Origin of the sequence: Micromonospora sp. HB375 (assembly GCF_017872985.1) — a bacterium.
Classification (GTDB): domain Bacteria; phylum Actinomycetota; class Actinomycetes; order Mycobacteriales; family Micromonosporaceae; genus Micromonospora; species Micromonospora chalcea.
This window is the reverse complement of the sequence record NZ_JAGGJO010000001.1, coordinates 3,084,198-3,110,654: the sequence shown is the minus strand read 5'-3', so window position 1 is coordinate 3,110,654 and position 26,457 is coordinate 3,084,198. Positions and strand designations below refer to the sequence as shown.

Sequence of the window (26,457 nt, the reverse complement as noted above, 5' to 3'; positions counted from 1 at the left end):
GGCGCCTCACCGCAGCAGCCTCTCCGTGAGGTCTATCAACCGCTCGGCGTCATGAGGGTCGAGGGTCGGGAAACCGGGCGGAAGTTGCTTCCCCCGGTCGACGGCGGTCACCGGCGCGGTCGGCGGCGCGTCCAGGAACCGGTGAATCGGCGCCACCGCGTCCGCGACGGACCGGGCGGCGACCGCCGCCGCCACCGCGAGCAGCCCCCTTACCACGAACGGGAGCGCGCTACGGTCACCGCTCCTGGTGAACCCGGGATGGTAGAGCACGTATCGGGCGCGGCTGCCGGACCGCTGGGCGAAGCCCACGCCGAGCAGGTCGTTGGCCCGCCCGGCCTGCAACTGGGCGGCGACGGCCGAGTAGCCCTCCCTCATCTGCGGATCGGCCCAGCGCACCTCGCCTCTCGTGACCCCGACACCGGCGACGTTCACGATCACCGGCCGGGTCGCCCGGTCCAGGGCCGGCCGCAGACCGAAACTGAGCAGGTAGCGGCTGACGTAGTAGAGCGCGAACGTACGCTCCAGTCCCTCCACCGTCTCGATGCGACGCGGCGTCACCGCATTGGCGAACAGCGTCAACGCGTCCACGACCTGGTGCTCGCCGAGGATGTGCTCGATGACCTGCCGCGTCTCGGCCGTGCTGGACAGGTCGACGGGAAGGAAGGCGATCAGGCCGCCGGCCATCGCTTCGCCACGTGCACGGTTGCGGCCGAGCACCAGGACGCGGTCGCCACGTTCGGCCCGCCCCAGGGCGAACGCACGCCCCATTCCGTTCGTGCCGCCACTGACCACCACGACGCCCACGTCGCCCCCTTATCGTGTGCTCATCGACCTGCCCCATCCTGGGCAGCAGGCCGGCGGAGGCGAAAGAAGGCACTTTCATGTCCACAGGTGACACCGATGTGAGTGCCTCGCTGCTCGATCATCGGCTGCCGGTGCCGGTTCCGGCCGGCGAGTACGACCGCTGTCCGGTCACCGACCTGCTGCGGCGGGTGAGCGACAAGTGGACGCTGTTGCTGATCACCCTGCTCGGCCGGCATCCGCACCGGTTCAACGAGTTGCACCGCGCCGTGGAGGGCATCAGCCCGCGCATGCTCAGCCGGACACTGCGTGCGCTGGAAAGCGACGGCCTGGTCGAGCGTGAGGTGTTTCCGACGGTGCCGCCGGGCGTCGAGTACCGGCTGACGCCACTCGGTGTCAGCCTTCTGGAGCCGCTTTCCGCGCTGGCCGACTGGGCGGTCGCTCACCACGCCGAGATCGTCGCGGTTCGTCAGCGACCCGCCTGATGCACCCCGCGCTCATCCGGCCGCCGATCTGGAATGCTGCGTCCATGCCGTCCTTCCCGCCCACCTTCTCCGCCGAAGTCGTCGCGCAGCCGGTCCAGGCCCAGTTCGAGGCGTTTCTCGACGAACACCGCGACGCGCTCGACCGCTGCCTGGACGGACTGACCGAGGAACAGGCGCGCCGATCGTTGGTGGCCTCCCGCACCACGCTGCTGGGTCTGGTGAAGCACGCCACCTTCGTCGAGAAGGTCTGGTTCGACGAAGCCGTCACGGGTCGGTCTCGCGCCGAGATCGGCATCCCGGAGCGGTCGGAGGACTCGTTCCTCCTCGACGACGGCGACACGATCGCCGGGGTCCGGCAGGCCTACCGCGACGCTCGGGACGCGTCACGCCGGGCGACCTCCACGCGAGGTCTGGACGACATGCTCACCGGGCACCGACGGGGGCCGCTTCCGCTGCGCTGGGTGTATCTCCACGTCCTGCGCGAGCTCGCCCAGCACTGCGGGCACGCGGACATCCTCCGGGAGCAGATCCTCGACGGATAGCGTGCGGGGTCACGCGCCGGGTTCACCGGTGAGCGAGCCGGGGGCACGCATCCGCCACGCGTCGGTGACCAGTTCCGTCAGACGCTCGACGCCGACGCGCGCCAGCCGCAGCATGACCAGGGGCAACCCGTCGTACGCGGGGGTGGTGAAGAAGAGGTCGGGCTCGCCGAGGAGCAGGGCCTGTTTCTCCGCCTCGTCGCCCACGTACAGCACGGCGATGTCGGTGCGGATGCGCCGCGGCTTCCCGGGCGTGCGTTCCGGATAGGCCCAGGCGAACCCCTTGCCGGCGACCCGGAAGTCGAAGCCGTCACTGTCGATCTCGACCACGTCGGGCAGCGACAACGCCACCCGACGCACGTCGTCCGCGTCAACCATGACGGTCACCCCGGGACCCCGCCTTCCGCACCGGCACAGCCTAGCCACCGCGCCGCCCCGCAGCAGTCAGGTCCGGGCTGCGGCGCCTTGCCGCCGGGTGCGATGGTCGTGGCGGACACCGAAGCGTCTCGGCTGCGGGGGTGGAGCGACGTGAGTACCGACATCTGGGGTGGGGTGGAGATCCGGCCGCACGGTACGGGTTCGCCGTGGGAGCTGACCGACATCAGCCTGCGGGAGGTCTCCACCAACTACGACGCCTTCGGCCTGCTGTTCGGTGTGCGCAACTTCGCCGGGTTCGAGCCGGTCGCGCCCGGCCGTGGCCTGCCGGACGACGTCAGCGCGAGCCTGCGCGCTCGTCACTTCACCGAACGCCATCACGACCCCACCTGGGTGTCGTGGGCGGAGGTGGCACGCATCGACTGGAGCGCGCCATCGCCCCGGGTGGACGACCGGATCCACGTGTACGACCTGACCGCTGAGGGACCGCGCTACCGGAGCAAGGCCACCCGGCACGGGCGAGCCTGGCGCGAGGTAGCCGGCGAGCACGCGGATCACCGGGGCAGCACTTACCCGGAGGGCACCGAATGGCGCTCGGGAAACGTGATGTGGCGGGTGGAGCGCCTGTCCAACAGCGATGCGCTGCAGCGTGACCCGGCGCTGCGCGCGGTGCTGGAAGGCATGCGCGAGCTGGCCGAACGGCACGGCGAGGACAACGTACGACTCGTCGTCTGGTTCGACAGCTGACGCCTACCCGTACAGGTGCACGCGGTGGTCGACGTCGCGGTCCGGCGCGCCGAAGGATGCCACCGCACCGTGTCCGACGTGCACCAGCCACTCCTCGTAGTACCAGCTCGGATCGCACCCGCAGCCGGTGAACCGGAAGTTGGCCCGGTAGCGGCCGACCTGCCCGGGGGCGAGCGTGAACAGCCGCGCCGATGCCGACGGGCGCGGAAACGCCGCCGACCCGGGCAGCCGGTCCACGACGATGCACGCCTGGTCACGCCCGAGCCAGAGCCCGGCCTCGCGGGTCAGCGCGACGTCTCCGGCGCGTACCCCGTCCCGGTGTTCGTAGCCGGCTGCCCGGTCGGCTAGCACGTCGTGGACGACCACCTCGCCCTCCGGCAGTGCCCGGGGCAGCGGCATCGCCCTGGCCGTTCCCGATGGTCAGATGGTGAATCCGCCGTCGACGTTCACAGTCGCGCCGGTGACGTAACGCCCGTCCGGGCCGGCGAGGAACGCCACCGCGGCGGCCACGTCGGCCGGCTGCGCGTAGTGGCCGAGGGCGGTGAACCCGTTGATCGTGTCCGCGTTCGGGCCGTCGGCCGGGTTCAGTTCGGTGTCCGTGGCACCGGGGTTCACCAGGTTCACGGTGATCGCTCGACCGCCGAGTTCGCGCCCGAGCGCCTTGGTCAGACCGATCAGGGCGGTCTTGCTCATCGCGTAGAGCGAGAAGCCCGGGAAGACCGCCCGCTCGGCCGTGTTGCTGCCGATGTTGACGATCCGCCCGCCCGCCGACATGTGGCGCACCGCGGCCTGCGAGGCGACGAACGGTGCCCGGACGTTCACCGCGACTGTCTGCTCGAACTCGTCGAGACTCAGCTGCTCCAGTTGTCCGAGCAGGAACGCGCCCGCGTTGTTGACCAGGATGTCCAACCGGCCCAGTTCCCCGGCCGCCCGGTCCACCGCCGCGCCGATGCCACGGCCACCACCGGTGACGAGAGCTACCTTGCCGTCGAGTGCGTTGTTCACGGGAGGAAGCCTGGTCGACGTCGGGCCGTCTGTCCGGCGGGGATCGGACGCCGCGTTCGCGCTCGGTCAGCGGCGCACCCGGTACCGCAGGTGAAGCACCCGCTCGCCCGGGAGCACGACGTCCGGATCCTCCAGCAGGTGCTGCGCGTCGACCGACCCGAAGAAGCGCTTGCCAGACCCGAACACGACGGGTACGACGTCCATGCGTACCTCGTCGACCAGGCCCGCGGCGAGCGCCTGGCCGCCGACGTCACCGGCGGCGACCTCGACGATGCGGTCCCCCGCAAGTTCCTGCGCCCTGGCCACTGCCGCCTCGACGCCGTCGACGAAGTGGAACGGCGCGCCGGGGTTCCAACCCTCGGGCGGCGGCCGGTGCGTCACGACGACCACGTGGGCGATGCCGCTCGGCGGCGTCCCGTCCCAGCCGTCGGTCAGGTCGAACACGTGCCGGCCGACGACGGTCACCCCGATCCGGTCCCAGTACGGCCGGACGTAGTCGTGGGACGTCTGCGACACCCGCAACGCGCCGCTGCCGTCCAGCGGGACGTCCCCGCTGGTCAACCAGTCGAACAGCGGCCCGGGCTGGTCGTTGTCGTCCGCGACGAAGCCGTCCACCGACACCGAGCTGTACAGGACCACAGTGCCCACGCCGGTTCTCCCCTTCCTTGGGTGGCCCCCAAGTTAGCGGGCCGCGGGCCGCTGTTCTTGTAGGAAATCAATCGGCCGGCAGCGACCAGCCGTCGATCACGTGGCCGGGGTGTTCGCGCAGGAACCGCCGCCGGACCTCGACGTACCGGGTGGGTGTGAGGCCGGTGAACGCCCGGAAATCGTGGCCGAAGTGGGCCTGGTCGAAGTAGCCCGCGTCGCTTGCCAGCTCGCCCCAGTCGACCGGCCGGGCGGGGTCGATCGCGAACACGGCGGCGGCGAAGCGGTAGGTGCGGGCCAGCCGCTTCGGCGTGACGCCGACGAGTTCCTTGAACCGCTGCGTCAGATGGGTGCTGCTCACGCCGGCCGCCGTCCTCAGGTCACCGATCGGCACCGCGCCGCTGGTCGCCGCGATGACGCCGCTCGTGTGCCGGACCAGCCCCAGGCCGGTGGTCTCGGACAGCCGTCGCCTCAGTTCCTCCTCCAGCAGCGCCAGCATCTTGTGCGGCCCGTCGGCCGCGGCCAGCCGGTCGCGCAGGTCGGCGACGGCGGGCCGGCCCCAGACCTGCTCCAGCGTCACCGGTCGGTCGCGCAGCTCGGCCGCGGGCATCGGCAGGAACGGCGCCAGGCCCCACGGCTTGACGTGTACGCCGACGGACCGGGTCGGGCGCGGGTAGCCGAACTCGAACGCGCGGGTGGGCGTGGTGATCACGCAGCCGTCGGCGTACTCGGTGGTCTCGATGTCGGTGCCACCGCGGACGCGGAACGGCGCGCCGAGGTTGACGATGAGCAGCGCCGCCGGCATCGGCGGCAGCGTCAGCCGGGGGTACGGGGGCGCGCCCTCCAGGTAGTAGAGGTCGTCGATCAGCCCGTCCAGCGGCGGCCCCGGCAGTCTGGACACGTACTCCACGTCCACAGCATCGCGGACGCCCCGCCGTCACCGCCGACGCCCCGCCGGGATCGACTCACGAACGGCCGCGCCGCCCTTGCTGTGCGGCGGCGGGATGAGTCGTTCGCCGAGGGCGAGTGCGAGGGCGACAGCGCCGAGCAGGGCGCCGACCAACATCGTGCCGGCGGCACCGTGGCTTTCCAGTACGAGGGCCCCGAGAAAGGCGCCGCCGGTGATGCCGACGTTGACGGCGGCGGACAGCGTCGCAGCGGCGAGATCGGAGCGGCCGGGCGCCACCTGAAGGACGAGGCCGCCGAGCGCCGCGGTGAACGCGGCGAACCCCAGGCCGGCGAGTGCGATCAGGACGACGGCAACCGCCGGGTGGTGGCCGAACGCGTACAGGCCGAGCAGCGCCACACACTGCAGTGCAACCGTCGCGACCAGGGCGGACCACGGGCTGCGGTCGACCATCGGTCCGGCGGCGAGGATGCCGAGGACGCTGGCGACGCCGCGCGCCAGCAGGATGGTCGCGATCGACGCGGCGGGCAATCCGGTGACCTCGGTGACGAACAGGGCGATGTAGGTGTAGCCGGCGATGGCGCCGGCGGTCGACAGGACGGCCACGACGACCAGGAGCCAGAACCGGCGGGAGTCGGGGGTTCTGCCCCGGCCGGCGTGTCCCTGTGCCGGCCCCGTCGACGGCAGCAACCAGGCCACCACGGCGAAGACGAGCACACCGAGCCCGGCCACCGCCAGGAACGATGCCCGCCAGCCGGCACGTTCACCCAGCCAGGTGCCCGCGGGCACGGCCAGGACGAGGGCGACGTTGCCGCCGGCGAACACGATCGCGACCACCCGTCCGTGCAGTCCGGGCCGGAACAGCTCAGCCGCGGTCGGCACGACGACCGCCCAGAACAACGCATGAGTGGCCGCGGTGGCGACCCTGGCTGCCATCAGCATGGTGAACGTACTCGCGAACACCGTGATCGCGTTGCTGACGACGAAGCCGGCCAGGAGCGCCGACAGCAGCCGTCGGCGAGGAACTCTGCGCACCAGCGCCGTCAACGGGACCGAGGCGACCATCACCACCGCGCCGTACACGGTGACGAGCATGCCCACTTGGGACGGCGGAACGGCCAGGTCCACGGCCATCGGCAACAGCAGCCCGATCGGCAGCGCCTCGGCTGCGGTGTAGAGGAACGTTCCGCCGGCGAGGCCGATCAGCGCGCCCACTGCCCGCCGGTGTGCGTGCGCCTGGCCCATTGTTACCCCCTAAACCGGCTATGACGGAAACACTCTAGGAAGGCTCCTCGTCACGGGGCAACTGGTAAAGTCGGTTTTGATGGAAACAGCAAGGGTTACGCGGATGCGCCTGGTCGGCGGCGACCTCGCGCTGGACTTCCTCAACACCCGCGCCGGCCCACCCGTCGGGCCTCCGGACGACGACGTGCTCACCGGCTACGCCGAGCTGATCGCCTGGAGCGTGTACGCGGGCACCCTCACCGAAACGCAGGCGGCGGCGTTGCGCCGGCTGTCCCGCGGCAGTCCGGACAGCGCCCACACCGTCTTCGCGCAGGCACTTCGCACCCGTGACTACCTGGACGAGGTGTTCCGGCCACTGGCCGCCGGCGAGGACCCGGGCGCAGCGGCGCTGACCCGGCTGCGCGACGACGAAGCCGACGCGCTCGCCCACGCACAGCTCATGCGCGGGAAGACATTCGCATGGTCCTGGCGGGACGACCACACGCTTGCCCGGCCCTTACGGCCGGTGGTCCATGCTGCGGTCCAGCTTCTCACCACGGGTGCGCTCGATCGGATCAAGCGATGCGTGGGCTGCCGCTTCCTGTTCATCGACGAGAGCAAGAACCGCAGCCGTCGTTGGTGCAGCATGGACGACTGCGGGACCGCGGAGAAGATCCGCCGCTACGTCGAGGTACGACGCATCCGCCCCAGACGGTGAGCACATGGCGCGAGACGGCCGGCCGCAGCGCCTTCGAGGAGCAGATGTGGGCACGCGCCGGCAGGTGGGCGGAGATCACAACGGGACGGTCGTGGCGCGCCGTGGGGCTGCGTCCCTACCGTCCGGGTCTGCTCGCGTTCTGCTGACCGCTAAGACGTCTGCGCGAGGTCTCACCCACCGGCCATGCTGGCTCCGTGGATTCGCCGAGACGCCCTACCTCCCAGGCCCTGCTCACGAACCTCTACGCGGCCTTCAACAGGCGTGACATCCCCACGCTGCTGGCCGCCATGACGCCGGACGTCTCGTGGCCCAACGGCTGGGAGGGAGGCGTCCTCAGCGGCCGGGACCAGGTGAGTGCCTACTGGCGGCGGCAGTGGGACCGGCTCGAACCCGTCGTCACACCGACGGCGTTCCGCACGGAGCCGGACGGCCGGATCGCCGTCACCGTTCATCAGGTGGTGCACGACAAAGCCGGAACGAAGCTCGCCGACCACACCGTCACGCACGTCTACCGCCTCGACGACGGCCTGGTGGCGGCGATGGAGATCCGCGAATGACGCGACGCGCGTGGCGATGAGTTTCGATGCGGTGCCCGGTCTGCATTCCCGTGCACCCAGCCGCTACTACCGGAGGTAGGCGTGAAGCTTCTTCTCACATCCGCGGGCGTTCAGAACCCGAGCATTCACGATGCGCTGGTCGGCCTGCTGGGCAAGCCGGTCGCCGAGTCCAACGCGCTCTGCATCCCCACGGCCGCCTACCCGATGGGCGGGCCGGCCTCGGCCTGGCGTTTCATCACCGGTCAGACGCCGCTGCCGATGACCGGCCTCGGTTGGAAGTCGCTGGGCGTCCTGGAGCTGACCGCGCTACCGAGCATCGGCCAGGAGCGGTGGGTTCCCTGGGTCCGCGAGGCGGACGTCATACTGGTGCACGGCGGTGACGCGACGTACCTGTGCCACTGGATGCGGCAGTCCGGGCTGGCGGGCCTGCTGCCGTCGCTGCCTGACACCGTCTGGGTGGGGTTGAGCGCGGGGAGCATGGTGCTGACCCCGCGTGTCGGGACGGACTTCGTCGAGTGGCAGTCCGCGCCTGACGACCGCACGCTGGGGCTCGTCGACTTCTCGATCTTCCCGCACCTGGGCCTCGAACCGGACAACACCATGGCGAACGCCGAGAAGTGGGCGGCCGAGGTCGCCGGTCCGGCGTACGCGATCGACGACCAGACGGCGATCACTGTGGTCGACGGCACGGTCGAGGTCGTCTCCGAGGGGCAGTGGAGGCGGTTCCCCGCCGAGCGGTAGCTACCCGAGCAGCGCCGCCGCCGCAGCCAGCGTGGCCAGCGACAGCGTCGTGGTCACCACCACCGCCCGGTTGGCGACCGCCTCGCCGACGCCGTACTCCTGGGCGAAGATGAACGTGTTCTGCGCCGTCGGCAGGCCCGCGCACACCACCACGGCGAGCAACTGCGGCGCGGACAGGTGCAGGGCCAGGCCGGCCGCGTACGCGATGACAGGTTGTGCGACAAGCTTCAGCGCGCTGATCGCGGCCAGCTCTCCGGGCCCGGTCGGTTCCGCTCGCGACGGTGCCGTGGGGTGCAGCGACGCGCCGAGCGCGACCAGGGCGGCGGGCGCCGCGGCGCCCGCAAGCAGCGTCAGCGACGCGACGGCCGCCGACGGCAGACGCAGACCGGCAGCGGAGCACGCGACACCGAGCAGCGACGCCAGGATCACCGGATTGCGTACGGGCAGCGAGGCGACCCGGCGCACCCGGACCCGCCCCGCCGGGTCGCTGCGCCGGTCCAGCACGACCACGATCACGGGTGCCACCACCAGCACCTGCAGCAGCACCACCACCGCCAGGAACGACACGTCGCCGAGAACCTGCGTCGCGATCGGGATGCCGAGGTTCGCCGAGTTGACGTACCCGGCGGCCATGCCCCAGATCGGCCGCTCGCCGGGCTCGCGACCGAACAGCCGGCTCGCGCCGGCCCAGCCGAACCCGACCACGGCGACGGTGCTCACCCCGAAGGCGAGCAGCGAGCGGCCCGCGAACCCGGACAGCGGCATCCGGGCCAGTGCCAGGAACAGGGCGGCCGGCATCGCGAGCTGGAACACGAACCGGCCGAGCACCGACGCCGCCGCCTCGCCCAGCAGGCCCCAGCGGCAGGACGCGTAACCGACAGCGGTGAGAATCCAGATCGGTACGAACGCCGACACCAGGCTCATGCGGGCGTCACCGGAGGGCGGGCGTTCGGTAAGCCACGCGGTCAGCCTCGCATCCCGTCCGGAACGAGCAAACGGGGTGCGGCACCGTAGAGGGCGACGAAGACCCGGTCCCGCAGGATCTCGTACTGCCTGCGGCACCGGACGGGTGGGCCCGGCGGGCGTTGCTGAACCTGACCGCCGACAACGACTTCCGACGACTGGAACTGGTCGGCAGTCAGGTCCACCTCGCGGCCGTCGGCCAGCCGGTTCCAGTAGTGGTGGCCGACCTTGGTGTCTCCGGCGTGGACCTCGCCGAGGATCAGCTCTCCGCCGAGCAGGTCCTGAATGATCAGCGCGGTCACCCCGCACTGCCCACGGGCTGGGTTGCCGGCGTGCCAATCCTTCAGGTCGTGCGGGTCGCAGGTGTCCGCTCCCCAGCCGGCGCGCAGCACCGGCCGCAGCATCTCCAGGTCGATCGCGAGCGGGACTGATCTTTGGTCGTGCTCCTCATACGTCACTCGGGAAGGGTCGGCCCTCGACCGGGTCGAGAGTCAAGGGGACGCGCCAACCGCCTAGGATGGTCCCGGTGACCTTCCCCGAACGGCGATCCGCCGACGTACCGACCGACGAAGAACGGGTCGACGAGGCCCTGCGGTTGCTCTCCGGCCCGCCGGTCGCGCTCGACGTCGCCGTCAAGCGGCTCGCCCGCGGCAGCGGCGTCTACGCCTGGTGGGCCCCGCCCTCGGTCCTCCCCGACCTCCCCGGACCACCGAACGACAGCGACCCGTCGCGGCGGATGCTCTATCTCGGCCGGGCAACCAGCCTGCGGGGCCGGATCCTGCGCAACCATCTACGACGGTCGGGCAGCTCGACGCTGCGCCGCACGCTGGCCGGGCTTCTCGTGTCCGAGGGCTACCGGACGACCTGGACCGACCGCGTCGTCCTGGTCCCCGAGGACGAGAGACGGCTGACCGCGTGGATGCACACGAACCTGCGCCTGACCTGGGCGGAGGACCCCGAGCCGGCGGTCATCGAGGCCGAACTCGTCCGGCGCCTGCACCCACCGCTCAACGTCCACGGCGTCGGCCCCGAGCACATCCAGGCCGCAGTGGTCGCCGCCAAGAACTCGTACAACGCCAGCAGTGGCCCTGACCAGCCTTAGCCAGCCCGCAACCCGACAGGCCTCGCGCCGCATCCCATCCGGGCCGAGCAGACGCCTGATCATCCGCTGACCGGAATTGCAGTAGCCGCATTCGATCCCTGGCCGGCTATCGTCGCGCCGTGGCACAGACGAGGCAGTACGCCTATGTCGGGCCGGCCGAGTTCCGTGAGCGGGTGGTCGCGGTGGACGCTGTCACCGTGCACTCGATCGCCTCGCTCGACGAGTGGCTGGCTGGGCGTGACCCTGGAGACCTCGGCGAACCGGTCACGTTCGTCGTCGATCTCGACGGCATGCTCAGACTGGCGCCGCGTCGGAGCGAACACATCGCCCTTGCCGGTGGCCGGGACGTGCTTGCCGCAGGTGAGATGGCGTTTGCTCCGGCCGGTGGCGGCTGGCGCGCCGGCGAGGTCACGAACCAGTCGACCGGCTACTGTCCCGATCCGGACTGCTGGCCCGCTGTGGCGAAGGCACTCGACCGAATCGGCGTACCCCACCCTGGTCGCTTCACCGACCGGGTCATCTTTCGTCGTTGCCCCGGCTGCGGTGAGCGCAACATCGTGCGCGACGACGACTTCACCTGCGCCCTGTGCGGTGGCACCCTGCCCGCACGGTGGAACCTGACGTCCGGCTGACGGCGTCCGGCACCAAGCCGGCGAACGAGGCCCTGTCGGTGACGAGCAGGTTCCCTGGCTACCGCTTGATGCCGGCATCACCGGGCTGGAGCGCGGCGGCGACGAGACGGAGTTGTTCCGGTGACAGATCACCTCCCTGACGGCGGTAGGTGGCCGATCCAAGGCCGACGAGGACGCCGTCCACGTACGTCCACCGGCACGGCCCCCAGTACCTGAGGTTGTTAAGCAGTTCCTCACTGAGCTGACGCACACCGGACCGGGCGCCGAGAGTGGCCAGGGCTTCCGCTGTCAGGTCGACGGCCGTGCTCGGGCGGCTGCTGTCGGCACAGGCCGGTACGAGCAGGAGCAACCGCTCGGCCGGCGTGTGGTCCGGATCCGGCTGCCGCGCTGCGGCGACCACTTCCTGCCATGCGAACGCCGGTCCTCGGAAATGTCCCTCCATCGCGGCGAGGGGGATCGGCACGTCGCCGGTGCCGGGATCGAGCACATAGTCGACGCCACCGTCGTCCTCGTAGTTGCGCATGACGACGTGCAGGCGACAGCCCTCGGCGAGCGGTAGCGAGAACACCGGCCATCGGTCCAGGTCGAGGAATACGTCGACGATCGGCTCCAGATCGGCTGGATCGACACCGAAGGCGTCCGGTGCCGACGCGGCTCCGCCGACGGTGGCGAGGAAAGCGGGCCAGAACATCGCCTGCGACATCACGTCTGACCCGTCGACCAGCGGCGACCGCAGGATCGGCGGCTCGTATCCGTTCAGGTATCCGGGGATGATCACCTGGCCGTCAGCGCGGCTTCCAGGTCCCGGCGAGTCAGGGCGGAGCGGAGCTGCAGTCCCTCGGCCGCCAGGTTCTCCCGCCCGCCCTGCTCGCGGTCGATGGCGCAGACCACCGTCTCCACCTGGGCACCGACCGATCGCAGGTGTCCGCACGAGGCCAGAAGCGCGCCTCCCGTGGTCACGACGTCCTCGATCACGACGACCCGCAGACCGCTCACCGGCCCGCCCTCGGCCACCTTCGCGGTGCCGTACTCCTTCGCCTGTTTACGCACGAACACCGTCGGCAGCCCGGTCAGCTGCGACATCACCGTGGCAATCGGGATGCCGCCCATCTCCATGCCCGCCAACACGTCGCACTCCGGCAGCAGAGCCACCATCGCCTCGGCGACCTCGCGCAGCAGCTCCGGCTTCCCCTCGAACAGGTACTTGTCGAAGTACTCGTCGCTCACCTGCCCAGATCGGAGATGGAACCGGCCGGTGAGGTGGCAGGTGTCGTAGACGCGGCGCGCGAGCGGGTGAGTCACCGGCCCAGTCTCGCAGCCGTCAACCGATCCGGCGGATGCGAACCCTTGGACGCTCGTTGCGCAGGTGCCCCAGCTTGTGCTGACGGACCTGCTCCTCCCACACCTCCTGGTCGTACTCCGGATCCGGCGCCGTCCACCGGTGCGACCCGTCGCTGTAGTGGAACTTCTCGTCGCCGGCCCGCAACACGCTCACCGCAGCCACCCCAGGAACCGCCGGTGCAACGTCCCCGCCGGCGCCCAGCTCAGATCCGCCGTCGCCCGCACCAACTGCGCCCCCAGGTACACCGCCAGCGACACCGGCGCGTCCTCGTACTCCGCAAGCAGCTCCCGCCGCCGCGTCGCGCACGGCCACGGCGCACCGCACCCGCCGCACGTCCAGACCGGCAGCACCGGCCCGTGGGTGCTCACCCGCGCACCCCCAGGAAGCGGGCGACGCTCGCGCGCGCCTGCCGGCTCGTCGCCCACGCGACCTGCCAGCAGGGGTACGGAGTCAGCCGCGCCCACCACAGCCGGCAACCCACGCACATGCCGTCCAGACCCCGTACATGCACTGCCAGGATCGCCTGTTCCGCAGTCCTCACTGGTCCTCCTGCGGCGGCCAGTGACCGCGATTGATCGGTACGCGGTGGCGGTTCCGGCACGGCAGGTCCGCACCACAGCGGCACACCCACCGCCACTTCCGCCACGACCACTTGGGGCGATGCCGACGTGCGAGCGTCAAAGCAGCAGCGATCACGTACTGGTCGTAGGTGACTCGTCTCCACGGTGGTGTCCTCTCCCGCATCGCCGTTTCCTCCGCAGGGCAGCGGAATTCGACCGGCCACGAATCGCGGACCGGATCTGGAACGTTCGGTAACTGCGACGCTACGATCACGACGTCGATCACTGGACTCACCAGCGGTACGAGTGAGCCGATCAGGAACGCCACCTCGCGGTCCGCTTCCGGCGAAACGTCGACCACCGGTCAACGTAGGGATGTCAGTTGGCAGGTCACCGCAGTTCCATGCCGCAACGCGGCGAGGTGACGGGCTACCTCCTGAAGCTCATTCGGGAAACCGTGCCGCTGACCCAGGAACAACTCGCCGCGCATCTGGACGTGGACCGGGTGACCGTTCAGAGCTGGGAGTCGGGGCGCAGGCCGTTCACCGCCGTGCCATTCGGTCAGGCCGTTGCGATTCGCCAGCGACTCGGACGGCTCGGAGCGAATACGAAGCTGCTGGCCGCTCTCGACGATGCCGCTGAGGCAGACCTCATCCTTGCGGCGCTCCTCCGGGACGAGGCGGACCGATCCCCCATCGCCGAGCAACCCCTCGGCTGGTCGGTGCTGACGCACCGTCTGACCGACCTGATCGTCTGGAGCGTTCTTGGGCAGACGCCGACCTTCATCCGGAGTCTCCCCACACCCCGCCGACGCGGCCCCGTCGCGACGGCCCCGCTTCTCTCCGCCGACGAAAGGCGGGCCTTCTTCGTACGCCTTCGCGTGCTCGCCGAACGCTCGGCCTCCGAGCGCGAACGAGACGTCCTGCTGCACCGGCAAGCCTGCTTCCTTGCCGGCATGGATCCCACAGGCGCCTCCGCGTCATGGCTAGCCGAAGGCACCACCCGGACGGCTCGTCGGATCACCCGCTTCCACACCTGGTCGCCGTTGTGGCCCGACATGCGGTCGATGGTGACTTCCCTCGCGAACCAGGGAGACCCCGAGCCGCTGAGAGACTTCATCACCCGCGCCCACCCGGACGACGCCTGCGAGCGGGCCGCGCTCAACTACTCCGCCTACTGGGTTGGTGAAATCCCGTGCCGGCATCGCGACGACTCGTTCATGCCCGCCGCTCTCGGCGACTGGCGAGGAGTCGTGCTGTTCCGGCACCTGGTCGAACGCCTCACCATCGGCCATCCGTTTGTCGACCTCAACGTGCACAACCTCTGGGCCCTGCTCATGGCGAGGCGCGGCCTCACCCACGACGACCTCGCGACCGGGCAGGTACTGGCCGACCGGTGCGCCACGCTGCTCGACAGTGAGCAGCTATCCAGGCAGTCACGACAAGAACTAACGTCTATCCTCTACAGCCTCCGCGCTGACGGAGTCACCGCTACAGGGACGGGCAGATGAGCGAGGACCAGGACGCCGCCGGAGCCATGAGCTTCATCTTCGAGGCCGGCGTGCTCAAACGCGCCGCCCGTACCGGTTGGTGGTTCGCGGGTGTGAAGCACCCTGAGTCGATCGCCGAGCATTCGTTCCGCACGGCGCTCATCGGCATGATGCTCGCGGCCATGGAGGGCGCCGACCCGGCTCGGGTCTCGATGCTGTGCGTCCTGCACGACACGCAGGAAACCCGGATCACCGACATCCCGCACATCGCCAAGCGCTACCTCACCGCCGCGCCCAACACCGCCGTCACCGCCGACCAGGTCGCCGGCTGCCCACCCGCAGTTGCCGACGTGATCAACGCTGCCGTTGCAGAGTACGAGGCCGGCGAAACTCTGGAAGCCATCGTGGCCCGCGACGCGGACAAGTTGGAGTGCCTCGTCCAAGCGGTCGAATACCGGCACCAGGGAGTCGCGGACGTTCAGCGCTGGATCGACAGCTCCCGGGCGGCGCTAAAGACAGCATCCGCCCACCGCCTCGCCGACGCCGCCCTGGACGGCGCCCCGGTGGCGTGGCTAACTCCACCCAGCCTCACATAGACGTCGGCTACCGCCCGGCCCTCTCCGGCTTCCGCAGCTGCCGATGAGAGTGCGTTTAAGGACCCCGCTTGCCCGGCCCTGGCGCGGAACTCGCGACAAGCCAGCCCGCAACGACTGAGGAGCCGCTGGCGGCCCGCGGCTAGGCTTTCTTCATACTCGCAGGCACCACAGAAGGGCACAGGCATGGGCAACGCGGCATGGGGTGCAGGCCACCACACAGGCGTGGGAGAGGGCCTCGCTCTCGGCGAACAAATCGGCCGAGCTCTCGGTGAAAAAAAGGGCCTGCAGAGAGGCCTGGCGATCGGCATCGCGATTGGCATGGCCGCAGGCGCAGCCGCCGTGTCGGCCGGTGTCGATCTCAGAAGACTCGATCCGCGGAAGCTTGTTCCGCAGCGACTCTTGAGCCGTGAGCAGGATCTCCCCGCCACGGACTCGACCCCTGCCGCTGCCGATAGTGGCGCCGCAAACATCTACGAACCCCACGAGGGTACCCCGGGCGACTAGGCCGGCGTTGCTGCTGCTTCACGGCAAGGCCGACCTTTGCTACTTACTGCAGCAAGTGGCTACCGGGTCGCCCAAAACCGGGCGAGTATAAGGCGGGTCATGTGGCCAAAACGGACGTACGGTACGTACAAGGTGGAAATAATCGACTCCTCAGGCACGTCCTTCGCCAAGTGTGGGAGTCAAGATGCTACTGGTGTCGCAGGTTCAAGGATTACTCCGCCCTAGAGATCGACCACATCCTCCCAAGGACCTCTACAACTTATGAGCGCAAGCGCCTTAATGAGGCGTTTGCACTCACCGAAGAATATGATGTCGATGCACTATATAACCTCGCGCCAATCTGCGGAGAATGCAACAAGGACAAGGGCGATCAAGATCTGACACAAATCCCCGTCATAGTAAGTCATATCAAGAAGGCAAGAAGGCTCGAAGGAAAAGTCTCTAGCCGCGTGCGCTCCTTCGGGAAATCGTCGGACATTGGCACTGCACTCCTACTTGCCGCTGAGGCCGACTTGAGCGACCCTCGAAACCGAACAACCTTCGAGGAGGCGGCCCCTGCTGTAGTGCAAAGACTGTCAGAACTCGGCGCCGACAAGGCTGACTTCTATGTGATCCGCGGTGTGGAAGTCGAGTCGAGAGGGCGAAGTCATGCAATTGAACTTAAGTTGAATGAGGAAGGAAGGGCTGCGGTAAAAATTATTGAAGGCATGGTTGGCGCCGATTTGGAAAAAGCCCTCTCAGCACCTCTTGGTGATCTTTTGCTCCGCGTCGAAGACTCTTCCGGGCATGCACTTCGGGGCCACGATGAGGGCGCTGGGGCACCGGACGTCGGCTCTCTTGAGGTTGACTGGCCAATCATAGTGATCGAATCTGTCAAATTTTTCGCGTCACCTCCCGCGACCGTAGAGCTTGAGTTCGATGGCAAGTTCGATGCGCGGGTCACGGGCACGGTCACTCGCACGTCTGACCTTGGCGACGAGTTAGAGGATCTCCAAGGCGAAGCAGACGTCAGCGGCAGCTTCCATTTCACTCTTTCCTGGTGTCCACAAGACCCCATAGGGCAGCTTGATTTCGACGAAGCATTCTTAACCTCGTTTGATGCCGAAACGTACTTGGATGGTCGTTCCAGCGTCGACCCAAGCGACTGGTTCATTCTTGGTGAATAAGATAATTGCAGCACTGCATGTGGCAGGCATCCAATCTGCCCGCCCGCCCTCCATTGCGTGCAGAAAAAGACGCAGTGACCAGTAAGTACACAGAATGAAAACTCGAGCATAGGGAGATTTGCGACTCGGGAACTGCAGTAGGCTCCAGCAGCTTACTAATCTGCCGCAAGTTGCTTGCCGTGGCCTGCCGCCGCCGGACCGCGGCACTACCGTGAGTATTCGGCATCAAGTTCGACGTACGTCCCGCGTCAGTCGGGGTGGCGGCAAGTTCTGACCATGCCGATCTCGGCGCAACAGTGCGCGCCTGGGATGCGAGCGCGATGGGCGGGGCATTCCTCGGCCAGGGCGCGGACCTGGTCGGCTTCCAACTCGAACGCTTCGCGGCTGCCAGCGAGCACCCTGCGGAGTGACGTGAGCCGGTGATGTGGGTGACCACGAAGGGCGTGTCTCCCGCTCAGAACCAGCTCTCGCGCATGTCCAGCGTGGTCCGGTCCAGCCCTTCCAACAGCTCGAACTGCGCCGCCACCTTCGGCAACTCCCACCTGTAGAAGTACCGCGCCGCCTGCCTCTTCCCTGCCAGGAACTCCCCCTCGGCCCCGTCCGGCGACCCCAGCGCCTCCACCACCAGCACCTGCTCCAGCCACATCCACGCGATCACCACGTGCCCGACCGCCTCCAGGTAGACCGAGGCGTTCGCCAGCGCCAGCTCCGGATCGCCCGGCGCCCACAACCGCCGCGTCACCACGGCGATCCGGTCGACCGCGGCGGCGAGCTGCCCGGCCAGCTCGGAGGCGAACCCGTCGGCCTTCCACGCCCGGCTGATCGTGCCGCGGATGGTCTCCAGCAGCAGCTCCAGCGCGGCGCCGTCGCGCATGGTGACCTTGCGGCCGAGCAGGTCGAGGGCCTGGATGCCGTGGGTGCCCTCGTGGATGGCGTTGAGGCGGTTGTCGCGCCAGTGCTGCTCGACGTCGTAGTCGCGGGTGTAGCCGTACCCGCCGTGCACCTGGATGGCCAGGTCGTTGGCGGCCAGGCACCACTGGGCCGGCCAGCTCTTGGTGATCGGGGTGAGCAGGTCCAGCAGCAGTTGCGCCCTTTCACGGTCGGCCTCGGCCGGCGCGGTCTTCTGCTCGTCGAGCAGCCGTCCGCAGTAGAGCACCAGCGCGAGCGCGCCCTCGACGTAGCTCTTCTGGGCCAGCAGCATCCGGCGTACGTCGGGGTGGGCCACGATCGGCACCTGCGGCGTGGTCGGGTCCTTGTCGGCGACCGGGCGGCCCTGCGGGCGCTGCCGGGCGTACGCGACGGACTTCAGGTACGCGGTGTAGCCGAGCGCCGTGGCGCCGGCCCCGATGCCGATGCGCGCCTCGTTCATCATGTGGAACATGACCGCGAGCCCTTGGTGCGGCTGCCCGACCAGGTAGCCGACCGCCCCGGCCCGCCCGTACGGCCGGTGCACGCCCTCGCCGAAGTTCAGCAGCGTGTTCGTGGTGCCCCGGTAGCCGAGCTTGTGGTTGAGCCCGACCAGCACCACGTCGTTGCGCGGCCCGAGGTTGCCGTCGTTGTCGAGCAGCACCTTCGGCACGATGAACAGCGACAGGCCCTTCACGCCGGCCGGCGCGCCGGGGATGCGGGCAAGCACCAGGTGGACGATGTTCTCGGCCAGCTCGTGGTCACCGCCGGAGATCCACATCTTGGTGCCGACGATCCGGTAGGTGCCGTCGTCCTGCGGCTCGGCCCGGGTGGTGAGGTCGGTCAGGGAGCTGCCGGCCTGTGGCTCGGACAGGCACATGGTGCCGAAGAACCGCCCCTCGACCATGGGGCGTACCCAGGTGTCGATCTGCTCGGCGCTGCCGTGGGCGAGCAGCAGGTTGGCGTTGCCGAGGGTGAGCATCGGGTACGCCGCCGTGCCGACGTTGGCGGCCTGGAACCAGGCGAACGCGGCGGCGGCCACCGTGTGCGGCAGTTGCAGGCCGCCGACCGACTCGTCCATGGTGGCGGCGAGCAGCCCGGTCTCGGCGAACGCCTCCAGCGCGGCCTTGACCTGCGGGATGGTCCGTACGCGCTGCCCGTCGAACGTGGGCTCGCCGGTGTCGGCGGCCCGGTTGTGCGGGGCGAAGCGCTCGGCGGCCACCTGGGCGGCGAGGTCCAGCACCGCGTCGACGGTCTCCCTGGTGTGCTCGGCGTAGCGGGGGCGCTCGGTCAGCCGGGTCACGTCCAGCCAGTCGTGCAGCAGGAACGTGAGGTCGCGGCGGGACAGCAGCAGATCGGACGAGGACAACGTGGACTCCTTCCGGTCAGCCGCGGCGCAACCCGGCGACGGCCTCCCGCACGTCATCCTGACCGATCGGAGCCGGCGGCGCACCCTCCGCCGCTTCCCGGAGTGCCTTGGCGAGTTGCACCCGGCGTAGCGCCTCGCGAAGGTCCGCGCCGGTCAGCCCGGCCGTGTCGGCCGCGAGGGCGGCCGGGTCGAGGTCGTCGGCGAACATTGTGAAGCCGGGCCGTTCGTGCCGGTCGATCAGCTCGCGGATCATCTTGGTGAGGATCTCCGCGCGTCCGTTCTCGTCCGGCGCCGGAATGGCGATCTTCAGGTCGAATCGGCCGGAGCGGATCAGCGAGGCGTCGACGCGGTGCGGGAAGTTGGTGGTGGCCACCACGATGACGTCGGGGTTCTCCTCGAACAGCGTGTTCATCTCCTGCTTGAAGATGCCCGCTACCGCGTTGACGGCCTGGCTGGCCGCGTCGCCGCCCGCCCCGGCGTAGCTGATGATCGAGTCGAACTCGTCGAACAGCATCACGGTGGGCCGCCGGTAGCGGCGCGCCTCCCGGAAGATGCGCTTGATGTTGCGTTCCGAGCCGCCGAGGTACTTGTCCAGGATCTCCGGGGTGCGGATCTCCACGAAGTCCGCGCCGATCTCGTTCGCGAGGGCCCGGGCCAGCATGGTCTTGCCGGTGCCGGGCGGCCCGTACATCAGGATGCCCTGCGGCCGGCGCGCGCCCCAGCGGGCCATCGCCGCCGGGTGCCGGAACGACACCGCCACCTCGCGGAACTGCGCGACCACGTCGGGCAGGCCGCCGACCTGGTCGAGGGTCACCGTCGCGCTGCGCGGCCCGGCCGCCGTCGTCACCGGTCGCCGCCCCACGACGTACGTCCGTCCGCGCAGCACGGTCGGCTCGTCGCTGTCGCCGGACAACTCGCGTACGGCCTGGAGCAGCAGGCCGAGCATCGCCGTCAGGTGCGCCGGACCCACGTCGGCGCTTGGTACGTCGGCGTGGATGCGTACCGTGCCGTTGTCCTGGTCGACGCGGGGCCGCAGCCCGGCTTCCCGGGCCGCGCGCAGCACCTCCCGGCCGGCCTCGTCGCCGGGCGGCGCGGCGAGCGTGGCGACCGGTCGCGGCCAGATCCGCCGTCCGGCCTCCGCGGCCATCCGGCCCACCGCGGCGGCCGGGCCGTCGCCGCCGCGGGCGGCCAGCCGCTCGGCGAGCAGCACGCCGACCGGCCCGGCCAGAACGAGGGCGAGCAGGCCCGCCGGGGTGCTCTCCACCCGCAGGTACGCCTCGAAGCGGTGCGCCGGCTGCCCGTCCGCGGTGTCGGCGCGCACGGTGCAGAGCGCCTCCCGCACCGGGGCCGGGAAGTCGCCGTCGACCATCAGCTCCACCGGCCCGTCGACGGCGGCGGCGAGCAGCCCCGCCGCGTCGGCGATGCGCACCTCGGCGCCGAGCAGCGGCACCGTCTCCTCGTCCGGCCGTACCTCGGTCATCGGCTGCCCTCTCCTCACGGCGGCGTCCGCTTCCCTCGCGTGGCGTCCGCCTCCGAGTCTGGCACCGGCCCGGCCGGGCGGCCACCGCTGAGCCGGCTGCTGCTCCCCGGCTGGTGCCCGCCCGGCCCGCTCCCCCGGCCGCTGCTCAGCTCGTCTCGGCGAGCAGGCCGTCGACCAGGTCGCGGGGCAGCCCGTGGGTGTCGTGCAGCCAGTGGTAGTCGCGCTCGGTCAGCGGGCCGCGCTCCCGTACCCGGTCCACGAGCGGCCGTCCGCGTCGCAGCAGCCCGCGGAAGCGGCGCTCCTCGTCCACCAGCGTCGCGTGCAGCGAGCCGACGTCGACCGGTCGCTCGCCGGGCGGCGTGCCCGGATCGGACAGCTGACGGAAGCGGCGCAGCGTGTCCGCGTACAGCTCGGGCGGCAGCCCGTCGAGGGTGCGCGCCGGGTCGTCGCGCCACAGCACGGTGAGCGCGCGGCGCAGCAGCCGCCGCAGCACGTACCCGCGGCCGGTGTTGCCGGGGCGTACCCCGTCACCGAGCACGACCACCGCGGACCGCAGGTGGTCGGCGACCACGCGCAGGTCCTCGTCGCGCAGGCCCCAGTTGCCTACCGCGTCCACCCACCGGCGCAGCCCGTCGCCGGTGAACACGGACCGGTCGCCGCGCAACACCATCTCCAGCCGTTCCAGGCCCATGCCGGTGTCGATGCTCGAGTGCGGCAGCGGCGTGAGCCGCCCGTCGGGGTGCCTGTGGTAGCGCATCTGCACGTGGTTCCACACCTCCACCCACCGCGCGTCGCTGCTGGGCGTGCCGGTGGGCGGGCCGTCGCCGGTCCACACGAAGATCTCCGAGTCCGGTCCGCAGGGGCCGGTCGGGCCGTTGGACCACCAGTTGTCCTCGCCCAGCGGCTCCACCGGCACGCCGAGCCCGGTCCAGGTGTCCCGCGCGGTGTCGTCCGGCCCTTCACCGTTGCCGCCGCCGAAGACCGTGGCGTGCAGCCTCTCCACCGGGATGCCGAACCCGTCGGTGAGCAGGTCGAAGCCCCAGCGCAGGCTGGTCGCGATGTCGTAGTCGCCGAGCGACCACGAGCCGAGCATCTGGAACACGGTCAGGTGCGTGTCGTCGCCGACCTCGTCCAGGTCCGTGGTGCGCAGGCACCGCTGCACGTTCGCCAGTCGCCGCCCGCCCGGGTGCGGGCGCCCCAGCAGGTACGGCGTGAGCGGGTGCATGCCGGACGTGGTGAACAGCACCGGGTCACCAGGCGGCGGAACGAGTGAGCTCTCCGGCGCACGCTGATGGTCGTGCCGGTGGTAGTGGTCGAGGAACGTCCGGGTGATGTCGTCGGGTGTCATGGCGGGTGCCTTCCGGGTACGGGTGACCGGACGGCCCGCCGCGCGCGTTGGCGTCGACACGACGACGCCGGCGGACCGTTTCCGGTCGCCGGCGTGGGTGTGGGGCAGGTCAGGCGGCGGCAACCGGCGAGCGGGAAGCTCGCGCGGCCGCGGCGGTAAGACTGCGCCTGCTCTGCATACATCGACGCTAGCCCGGCCGCCCCTGTCCCGCCCACCACTTTTCCCGCGCCCCGCCCTCGCGTCTCATGATCAACACCACTCCCCCGAAATGGCGGGGTCGGCACCCCTCGGATGCCGCCACTTCGCCGAGCTGGAGTTGACCATGCCGCCCCCGGGGTGCGGGTGGAACGCCATGGGTGTCAAAACGGGCCGGAGACACCCATGGTGTTCCACCCGAGCGAGGCGGGAAGCGGGAGGTGGGTGGCGGGAGGCGGGCGTCAGCGGATGGGGGTGAGCAGGCGGCGGTAGAGGGCGTCGAGGCGTTCGGCCTGCGCCTCCCACGTCCACCCCGGGAGCGGGGAGTCCTCACCCTCGTACGCGGCGCGGTAACGGGCCGGATCCGCGAGCACCGCCCGCACGGCATGGGCCAGGTCGGCGGCGTCGCGGGCACGGAACACCTCGCCCTGGCCGGTGGCGCGGACCGTCTCGGCCATGGTGCGGACGTCGCTGACCACGATCGGCAGCCGCGCGTGCGCGTACTCGAAGAACTTGGTGATCAGCGCGATCTCGTGGTTGGGCCAGTGGTGCAGCGGGATCAGCCCGATGTCGGCGGTGGCGAGGAACGCGACGAGCTGGCGGTGCGGCACGTACGGCAGCACGTGCACCCGGTCCCCCACCCCGTGCCGGTCCGCGCGGGCGACGACCTGGCGGACGTAGGCGGCAGCCGGGTCGGCGACGACAAGCGCCAGGTGTACGCCGGGCAGCAGCGGCAACGCCTCGACCACCGTGTCCACGCCGCGCTGCACGGCCATCGCCCCGCTGTAGACCAGCAGCGGCGTGTCCGGTGGCAGACCGCAGCGCTTCCGCAGATCGGGAGCGGATGTCTCCGTGGTGGCGGCGATCGGGGCGTTGAGGATCACGGTCGGGCGTTCGGGCAGGGCGTGGTCGCGTACCAGCAGGTCGGCGAGCGTGTCGGAGACGGTGACGACCGCGTCGGCGTGACCGACGTACTCGCGGACGTAACCGAGGTGGGCGGGCAGCCAGCGGGCGTTGTCCCGACGCGGCCGCGCACCGGGCAGCCACTCGTGCGCGTCCCAGACCAGCTTGACGTCACGTCCGGCGGCGCGGGCGCGGTCCACGGCGCGGGCGGCGACGCCGAGCATCCGGAAGTCGTGCGCGTGGATCAGGTCGGGGCGCAGGTCGTCGACGACCGGTCCGGCGACCCGTTCGTAGTCCCAGAGGCCCGGCTCCAGCCGCCGCCAGGCCCCGTCGCGCAGCCGGGCCCGCCAGAAACGGACCTCGGCGTGCTCGACGGGCCGGCGGGCCAGCCGCGCCGCGCGCAACGGCAGTCCGCCCCGGGCCACCAGCCGAGCCCGCAGCCCGGAAACGCTGCGCAGCCCGGACACGCCACGCAGCCCGGAGCCGTCGCGTGAACCAGCGTCACGGCCCGAGGCGGCAACGGCGGCGAGCGGCAGGACGCGTACCTCGGCGTCGCCGAGCCGCCAGCGGCGTTCGGCGTCGACGTGGGCGCAGCCGATCAGCGTGACGTCCCAGCCGGCGTCGGCGGCCGAGCGGGCCGTCTTCTGCACCCGCGAGTCACCCTCGACCGCGTTGTCGACGAGCATGACCACGCGCCGCATCGGCGTTCCACCCCTTCACCCGTACGCCCGCAACGGGCGCGAGTGTACGGGGACGCGGGGCTGTCACGACGGCCGCGAAGACCGCTCTGAGCTGCGCGGATACCGACTGTGCAGCAACTGGTCAGGTGCCGGCCGGTGGAAGTTCACCGGCCGTGCACCGAACGGTCGGGTCAGGCCGTGCCGGAGGAGGCCAGCGCGGCCGGGGCGACCGGCTGCCGGCTGTCGTTGCGGTTGGGCAGCGACAGCCGGATGACCTTCCACCACGCGGAGGCGACCTGCTTGGGCAGCGGGCCGGTGGTGTAGTGCAGGCCGTACCTGTCGAACAGCGCGCGTACCTGCGGCGCGATCTCCTGGTAGCGGTTGCTGGGCAGGTCGGGGAAGAGGTGGTGCTCGATCTGGTACGACAGGTTGCCGGTCATGATGTGCAGCAGCCGGCTGCCGCTGATGTTGGCCGAGCCGAGCATCTGGCGCAGGTACCACTCGCCGCGCGTCTCGCCCTCGATGGAGGTCTTCTCGAACGTCTCCACGCCGTTCGGGAAGTGCCCGCACATGATCACCGAGTGGCTCCACACGTTGCGGAGCAGGTTCGCGGTGAACGTGGCGGCGAGCGTGGTCAGGAACGACGGGCCGGACAGCAGCGGGTGCACCACGTAGTCCTTGAGCACCTGGCGGCGGATCTTGCGGCCGACGGCCCGGGCCTTGGCGCGGAACTTCGGGTCCTTGAGCTTGCGCTGCTTGAGGTGGTCGCCGAGTTCCATGTCGTACGCGGCGATGCCGTACTCGAAGAACATGGCGTTGATCAGGTTCCAGAGCGGCTGGCCGAGGTGCATCGGGTGCCACGGCTGGTCCTCGTCGACGCGCATGATGCCGTACCCGAGGTCGTTGTCCTTGCCGACGACGTTGGTGTAGCGGTGGTGCAGCTCGTTGTGCGACTGCTTCCACTGGTCGGCCGGGGAGACGTGGTCCCACTCCCAGGTGGTGGAGTGGATCTTCGGGTCGCGCATCCAGTCCCACTGGCCGTGCAGGACGTTGTGCCCGATCTCCATGTTCTCCAGGATCTTGGCGACCGTGAGGCCGGCCGTGCCGACGATCCAGGCCGGCGGGAACAGCGAGAACAACAGCACCGCGCGACTACTCATCTCCAGTGTCCGCTGGGTCTTGACCACCTTGCGGATGTAGCGGGCGTCCCGCTCCCCCCGGTCGGCGAGGACCCGGTCCCGGATCGCGTCCAACTCCTTGCCGATGATCTCGATGTCCTCGGCGCTCAGGTGGGCGATCGGGTTGACGGCCTTCTTCTGGATGACGGTCACGTGGGTGGCTCCTGTCAGAGATCGATGTCGCAGGTACCGGCGGCGGCCGACACGCACGTCTGGACGAGCACGCCGTCCCCCGGTACGGCAGTGGTGACGTCGCCGTTGCGCAGGTCACGGACGGCGCCCTGGCGCAGCGGTACGACGCAGCCGAAGCAGATGCCCATCCGGCACCCGGAAGGCATCAGCACTCCGGCGTTCTCCCCCGCGTCGAGCAGGGTGGTGGCGCCGTCGGACTCGACGGTCACCCCCGCTCCGGTGAAGGTCACCGTGCCTCCCTCGCCCGGCGTGATCACCGTCGGGCGGAACCGCTCGGTGTGCAACCGTTCGACGAGGCCGTTCGACGACCAGTACCCCTCGACCGCGTCGAGCATGCCGATCGGGCCGCAGGCCCACGCCTCGCGGTCGAGGTGGTCGGGCACCAGGGCGGCGAGTTCGGCGACGTCGAGCAGGCCGTCGGTGTCGGTGTGCCGCTCGACCAGCCGCAGCGCGCCGCGGTCGGCGAGCGCGCGCAGTTCCGTACCGAAGATGACGTCGTCGCGGGTGGGCGCGGAGTGCACGAGCACCACGTCGGCCCGGTCGGCCAGCCCGGAGCGCAGCATCCCCATGACCGGGGTGATGCCGCTGCCGGCGGTGAGGAACAGGACCCGCTCGGGCGTCGCGCTCGGGAGCACGAAGTCGCCCTGTGCCTGGTCGAGGTGCACGATCGTGCCGGGCCGGAGCCGGCGTACGAGGTGGTTGCTGACCTTGCCGTCGGGGATGGCCTTCACGGTGACGCTGATCCGGCCGTCCGGGGCGTCCGGCGCGGAGGTGACCGAGTACGCGCGCCACTGGCGCACGCCGTCGACGTCGACGCCGAGACGGATGTACTGCCCGGGCAGGTGGCCCTGCCAGGCGCGGCCGGGCTGGATCACCAGCGTGGCCGCGTCCCGGGTCTCCGGGCGGACGGCGACGATCCGGCCGCGCAGCGGGGCGCCGGCGCGCAGCGGCGCGATCAGGTCGAGGTAGTCGTCGGGCAGCACCGGCGTGGTGACCGCTCCGGCCAGCCGCAGCAGCCTGTCCCGGAAGGTGACCTTCTGAGGGCGGCGGGAGGCAGTTGTGGTCATATGACCAGCGTGACCGCCCGATCGCATAACATCTTGACCGA

At 70.3% G+C, this 26,457-nt stretch carries 31 protein-coding genes; 11 read left to right on the top strand and 20 right to left on the bottom strand.

All coding sequences use genetic code 11. From position 1 onward, the window contains the following. Positions 1 to 6 precede the first annotated feature (6 nt). Complete coding sequence (locus tag J3R08_RS14240) at positions 7 to 804, bottom strand: SDR family NAD(P)-dependent oxidoreductase (RefSeq protein ID WP_280841750.1); 798 nt, start codon at positions 802 to 804, stop codon at positions 7 to 9. Positions 805 to 902: 98 nt separating this feature from the next. Here J3R08_RS14240 and J3R08_RS14235 point away from each other — a divergent pair, with 98 nt between their 5' ends. After that, entirely contained in the window at positions 903 to 1,286 is a 384-nt protein-coding gene (locus J3R08_RS14235; RefSeq protein ID WP_233514749.1) for a helix-turn-helix domain-containing protein, read from the top strand. A 44-nt stretch (positions 1,287 to 1,330) separates the two neighbouring features. Continuing rightward, entirely contained in the window at positions 1,331 to 1,828 is a 498-nt protein-coding gene (locus tag J3R08_RS14230; RefSeq protein ID WP_104114195.1) for a DinB family protein, read from the top strand. A 9-nt stretch (positions 1,829 to 1,837) separates the two neighbouring features. Here J3R08_RS14230 and J3R08_RS14225 read toward each other — a convergent pair whose 3' ends face one another. Beyond that, on the bottom strand, positions 1,838 to 2,203 hold the full coding sequence (locus J3R08_RS14225; protein WP_209961569.1) for an MmcQ/YjbR family DNA-binding protein: 366 nt from the start codon (positions 2,201 to 2,203) through the stop codon (positions 1,838 to 1,840). Positions 2,204 to 2,353: 150 nt separating this feature from the next. Between J3R08_RS14225 and J3R08_RS14220 the strand changes: the two genes are divergently transcribed. Beyond that, positions 2,354 to 2,947: a hypothetical protein gene (locus J3R08_RS14220; RefSeq protein WP_209961567.1), complete on the top strand. Its 594-nt coding sequence runs from the start codon at positions 2,354 to 2,356 to the stop codon at positions 2,945 to 2,947. A 3-nt stretch (positions 2,948 to 2,950) separates the two neighbouring features. On the opposite strand, the gene J3R08_RS14215 is transcribed toward J3R08_RS14220, so the two are convergent. The 5 genes from J3R08_RS14215 to J3R08_RS14195 all read right to left on the bottom strand — a co-directional run bounded on the left by J3R08_RS14215 (position 2,951) and on the right by J3R08_RS14195 (position 6,749). Further along, entirely contained in the window at positions 2,951 to 3,346 is a 396-nt protein-coding gene (locus tag J3R08_RS14215; RefSeq protein ID WP_209961564.1) for a hypothetical protein, read from the bottom strand. Positions 3,347 to 3,367: 21 nt separating this feature from the next. After that, positions 3,368 to 3,952 carry an SDR family NAD(P)-dependent oxidoreductase gene (locus J3R08_RS14210; RefSeq protein WP_069090169.1) on the bottom strand — a complete coding sequence of 195 codons (585 nt, stop codon included), beginning with the start codon at positions 3,950 to 3,952 and terminating at the stop codon, positions 3,368 to 3,370. 66 nt (positions 3,953 to 4,018) lie between these two features. Next, positions 4,019 to 4,600, bottom strand: a complete 582-nt coding sequence (locus J3R08_RS14205; RefSeq protein ID WP_209961562.1) for a dihydrofolate reductase family protein — start codon at positions 4,598 to 4,600, stop codon at positions 4,019 to 4,021. Positions 4,601 to 4,667: 67 nt separating this feature from the next. Then, on the bottom strand, positions 4,668 to 5,498 hold the full coding sequence (locus J3R08_RS14200; protein WP_280841749.1) for a helix-turn-helix domain-containing protein: 831 nt from the start codon (positions 5,496 to 5,498) through the stop codon (positions 4,668 to 4,670). Positions 5,499 to 5,534: 36 nt separating this feature from the next. Then, entirely contained in the window at positions 5,535 to 6,749 is a 1,215-nt protein-coding gene (locus J3R08_RS14195; RefSeq protein ID WP_209961561.1) for an MFS transporter, read from the bottom strand. A gap of 103 nt (positions 6,750 to 6,852) precedes the next feature. Here J3R08_RS14195 and J3R08_RS14190 point away from each other — a divergent pair, with 103 nt between their 5' ends. The 3 genes from J3R08_RS14190 to J3R08_RS14180 all read left to right on the top strand — a co-directional run bounded on the left by J3R08_RS14190 (position 6,853) and on the right by J3R08_RS14180 (position 8,744). After that, a complete protein-coding gene (locus tag J3R08_RS14190; protein WP_209961559.1) occupies positions 6,853 to 7,446 on the top strand; it encodes an ABATE domain-containing protein in 594 nt (197 codons plus the stop codon). A gap of 194 nt (positions 7,447 to 7,640) precedes the next feature. After that, a complete protein-coding gene (locus J3R08_RS14185) occupies positions 7,641 to 8,003 on the top strand; it encodes a nuclear transport factor 2 family protein (protein ID WP_113973897.1) in 363 nt (120 codons plus the stop codon). Positions 8,004 to 8,084: 81 nt separating this feature from the next. Then, entirely contained in the window at positions 8,085 to 8,744 is a 660-nt protein-coding gene (locus J3R08_RS14180) for a Type 1 glutamine amidotransferase-like domain-containing protein (protein ID WP_209961557.1), read from the top strand. Here the strand turns inward: J3R08_RS14180 and J3R08_RS14175 are convergent, their stop codons facing one another. Next, positions 8,745 to 9,668 (bottom strand): AEC family transporter, encoded by a 924-nt coding sequence (locus J3R08_RS14175; protein WP_209961555.1) that lies wholly within the window; start codon positions 9,666 to 9,668, stop codon positions 8,745 to 8,747. Positions 9,669 to 9,709: 41 nt separating this feature from the next. Further along, positions 9,710 to 10,165, bottom strand: coding sequence for a hypothetical protein (locus J3R08_RS14170; protein WP_280841748.1), 456 nt, complete (start codon positions 10,163 to 10,165; stop codon positions 9,710 to 9,712). 59 nt (positions 10,166 to 10,224) lie between these two features. Here J3R08_RS14170 and J3R08_RS14165 point away from each other — a divergent pair, with 59 nt between their 5' ends. Next, positions 10,225 to 10,809: a GIY-YIG nuclease family protein gene (locus J3R08_RS14165; protein ID WP_209961554.1), complete on the top strand. Its 585-nt coding sequence runs from the start codon at positions 10,225 to 10,227 to the stop codon at positions 10,807 to 10,809. Between the two features lie 119 nt (positions 10,810 to 10,928). Continuing rightward, on the top strand, positions 10,929 to 11,441 hold the full coding sequence (locus J3R08_RS14160; protein WP_209961552.1) for a hypothetical protein: 513 nt from the start codon (positions 10,929 to 10,931) through the stop codon (positions 11,439 to 11,441). Positions 11,442 to 11,499: 58 nt separating this feature from the next. Here the strand turns inward: J3R08_RS14160 and J3R08_RS14155 are convergent, their stop codons facing one another. The 5 genes from J3R08_RS14155 to J3R08_RS32065 all read right to left on the bottom strand — a co-directional run bounded on the left by J3R08_RS14155 (position 11,500) and on the right by J3R08_RS32065 (position 13,507). Further along, on the bottom strand, positions 11,500 to 12,144 hold the full coding sequence (locus tag J3R08_RS14155) for a hypothetical protein (protein WP_209961550.1): 645 nt from the start codon (positions 12,142 to 12,144) through the stop codon (positions 11,500 to 11,502). A 71-nt stretch (positions 12,145 to 12,215) separates the two neighbouring features. Then, positions 12,216 to 12,743, bottom strand: coding sequence for an orotate phosphoribosyltransferase (pyrE, locus tag J3R08_RS14150; protein WP_209961548.1), 528 nt, complete (start codon positions 12,741 to 12,743; stop codon positions 12,216 to 12,218). Positions 12,744 to 12,762: 19 nt separating this feature from the next. Continuing rightward, positions 12,763 to 12,936 carry a hypothetical protein gene (locus tag J3R08_RS14145; protein WP_166456489.1) on the bottom strand — a complete coding sequence of 58 codons (174 nt, stop codon included), beginning with the start codon at positions 12,934 to 12,936 and terminating at the stop codon, positions 12,763 to 12,765. Further along, entirely contained in the window at positions 12,933 to 13,151 is a 219-nt protein-coding gene (locus J3R08_RS14140; protein WP_209961546.1) for a hypothetical protein, read from the bottom strand. Before J3R08_RS14140 ends, J3R08_RS14145 begins: the two co-directional genes overlap by 4 nt. Beyond that, positions 13,148 to 13,507, bottom strand: a complete 360-nt coding sequence (locus tag J3R08_RS32065) for a hypothetical protein (RefSeq protein WP_280841747.1) — start codon at positions 13,505 to 13,507, stop codon at positions 13,148 to 13,150. The genes J3R08_RS14140 and J3R08_RS32065 overlap by 4 nt, the downstream gene beginning before the upstream one ends. Before the next feature lie 239 nt (positions 13,508 to 13,746). Here J3R08_RS32065 and J3R08_RS14130 point away from each other — a divergent pair, with 239 nt between their 5' ends. The 3 genes from J3R08_RS14130 (at position 13,747) to J3R08_RS14120 (ending at position 17,098) form a co-directional block, all read left to right on the top strand. Then, positions 13,747 to 14,853, top strand: coding sequence for a helix-turn-helix domain-containing protein (locus tag J3R08_RS14130; RefSeq protein ID WP_374102407.1), 1,107 nt, complete (start codon positions 13,747 to 13,749; stop codon positions 14,851 to 14,853). Then, complete coding sequence (locus J3R08_RS14125; RefSeq protein WP_104114179.1) at positions 14,850 to 15,428, top strand: HD family hydrolase; 579 nt, start codon at positions 14,850 to 14,852, stop codon at positions 15,426 to 15,428. The genes J3R08_RS14130 and J3R08_RS14125 overlap by 4 nt, the downstream gene beginning before the upstream one ends. A gap of 605 nt (positions 15,429 to 16,033) precedes the next feature. Continuing rightward, the gene (locus J3R08_RS14120; protein WP_209961540.1) at positions 16,034 to 17,098 is read left to right on the top strand and encodes a hypothetical protein; all 1,065 of its coding nucleotides are present in this window, start codon (positions 16,034 to 16,036) and stop codon (positions 17,096 to 17,098) included. Between the two features lie 454 nt (positions 17,099 to 17,552). Here the strand turns inward: J3R08_RS14120 and J3R08_RS14115 are convergent, their stop codons facing one another. The 6 genes from J3R08_RS14115 to J3R08_RS14090 all read right to left on the bottom strand — a co-directional run bounded on the left by J3R08_RS14115 (position 17,553) and on the right by J3R08_RS14090 (position 26,416). Further along, positions 17,553 to 19,373: an acyl-CoA dehydrogenase gene (locus tag J3R08_RS14115; RefSeq protein WP_209961538.1), complete on the bottom strand. Its 1,821-nt coding sequence runs from the start codon at positions 19,371 to 19,373 to the stop codon at positions 17,553 to 17,555. Between the two features lie 16 nt (positions 19,374 to 19,389). After that, positions 19,390 to 20,853, bottom strand: coding sequence for an ATP-binding protein (locus J3R08_RS14110; RefSeq protein WP_209961535.1), 1,464 nt, complete (start codon positions 20,851 to 20,853; stop codon positions 19,390 to 19,392). A gap of 145 nt (positions 20,854 to 20,998) precedes the next feature. Then, positions 20,999 to 22,201, bottom strand: coding sequence for an alanine--tRNA ligase-related protein (locus J3R08_RS14105; protein WP_209961533.1), 1,203 nt, complete (start codon positions 22,199 to 22,201; stop codon positions 20,999 to 21,001). Between the two features lie 437 nt (positions 22,202 to 22,638). Continuing rightward, a complete protein-coding gene (locus J3R08_RS14100; RefSeq protein WP_209964210.1) occupies positions 22,639 to 23,985 on the bottom strand; it encodes a glycosyltransferase family 4 protein in 1,347 nt (448 codons plus the stop codon). A 185-nt stretch (positions 23,986 to 24,170) separates the two neighbouring features. Further along, on the bottom strand, positions 24,171 to 25,310 hold the full coding sequence (locus J3R08_RS14095; protein ID WP_069090150.1) for an acyl-CoA desaturase: 1,140 nt from the start codon (positions 25,308 to 25,310) through the stop codon (positions 24,171 to 24,173). Positions 25,311 to 25,324: 14 nt separating this feature from the next. After that, positions 25,325 to 26,416 (bottom strand): ferredoxin reductase, encoded by a 1,092-nt coding sequence (locus J3R08_RS14090; protein ID WP_187693053.1) that lies wholly within the window; start codon positions 26,414 to 26,416, stop codon positions 25,325 to 25,327. Between the last annotated feature and the right edge of the window lie 41 nt (positions 26,417 to 26,457).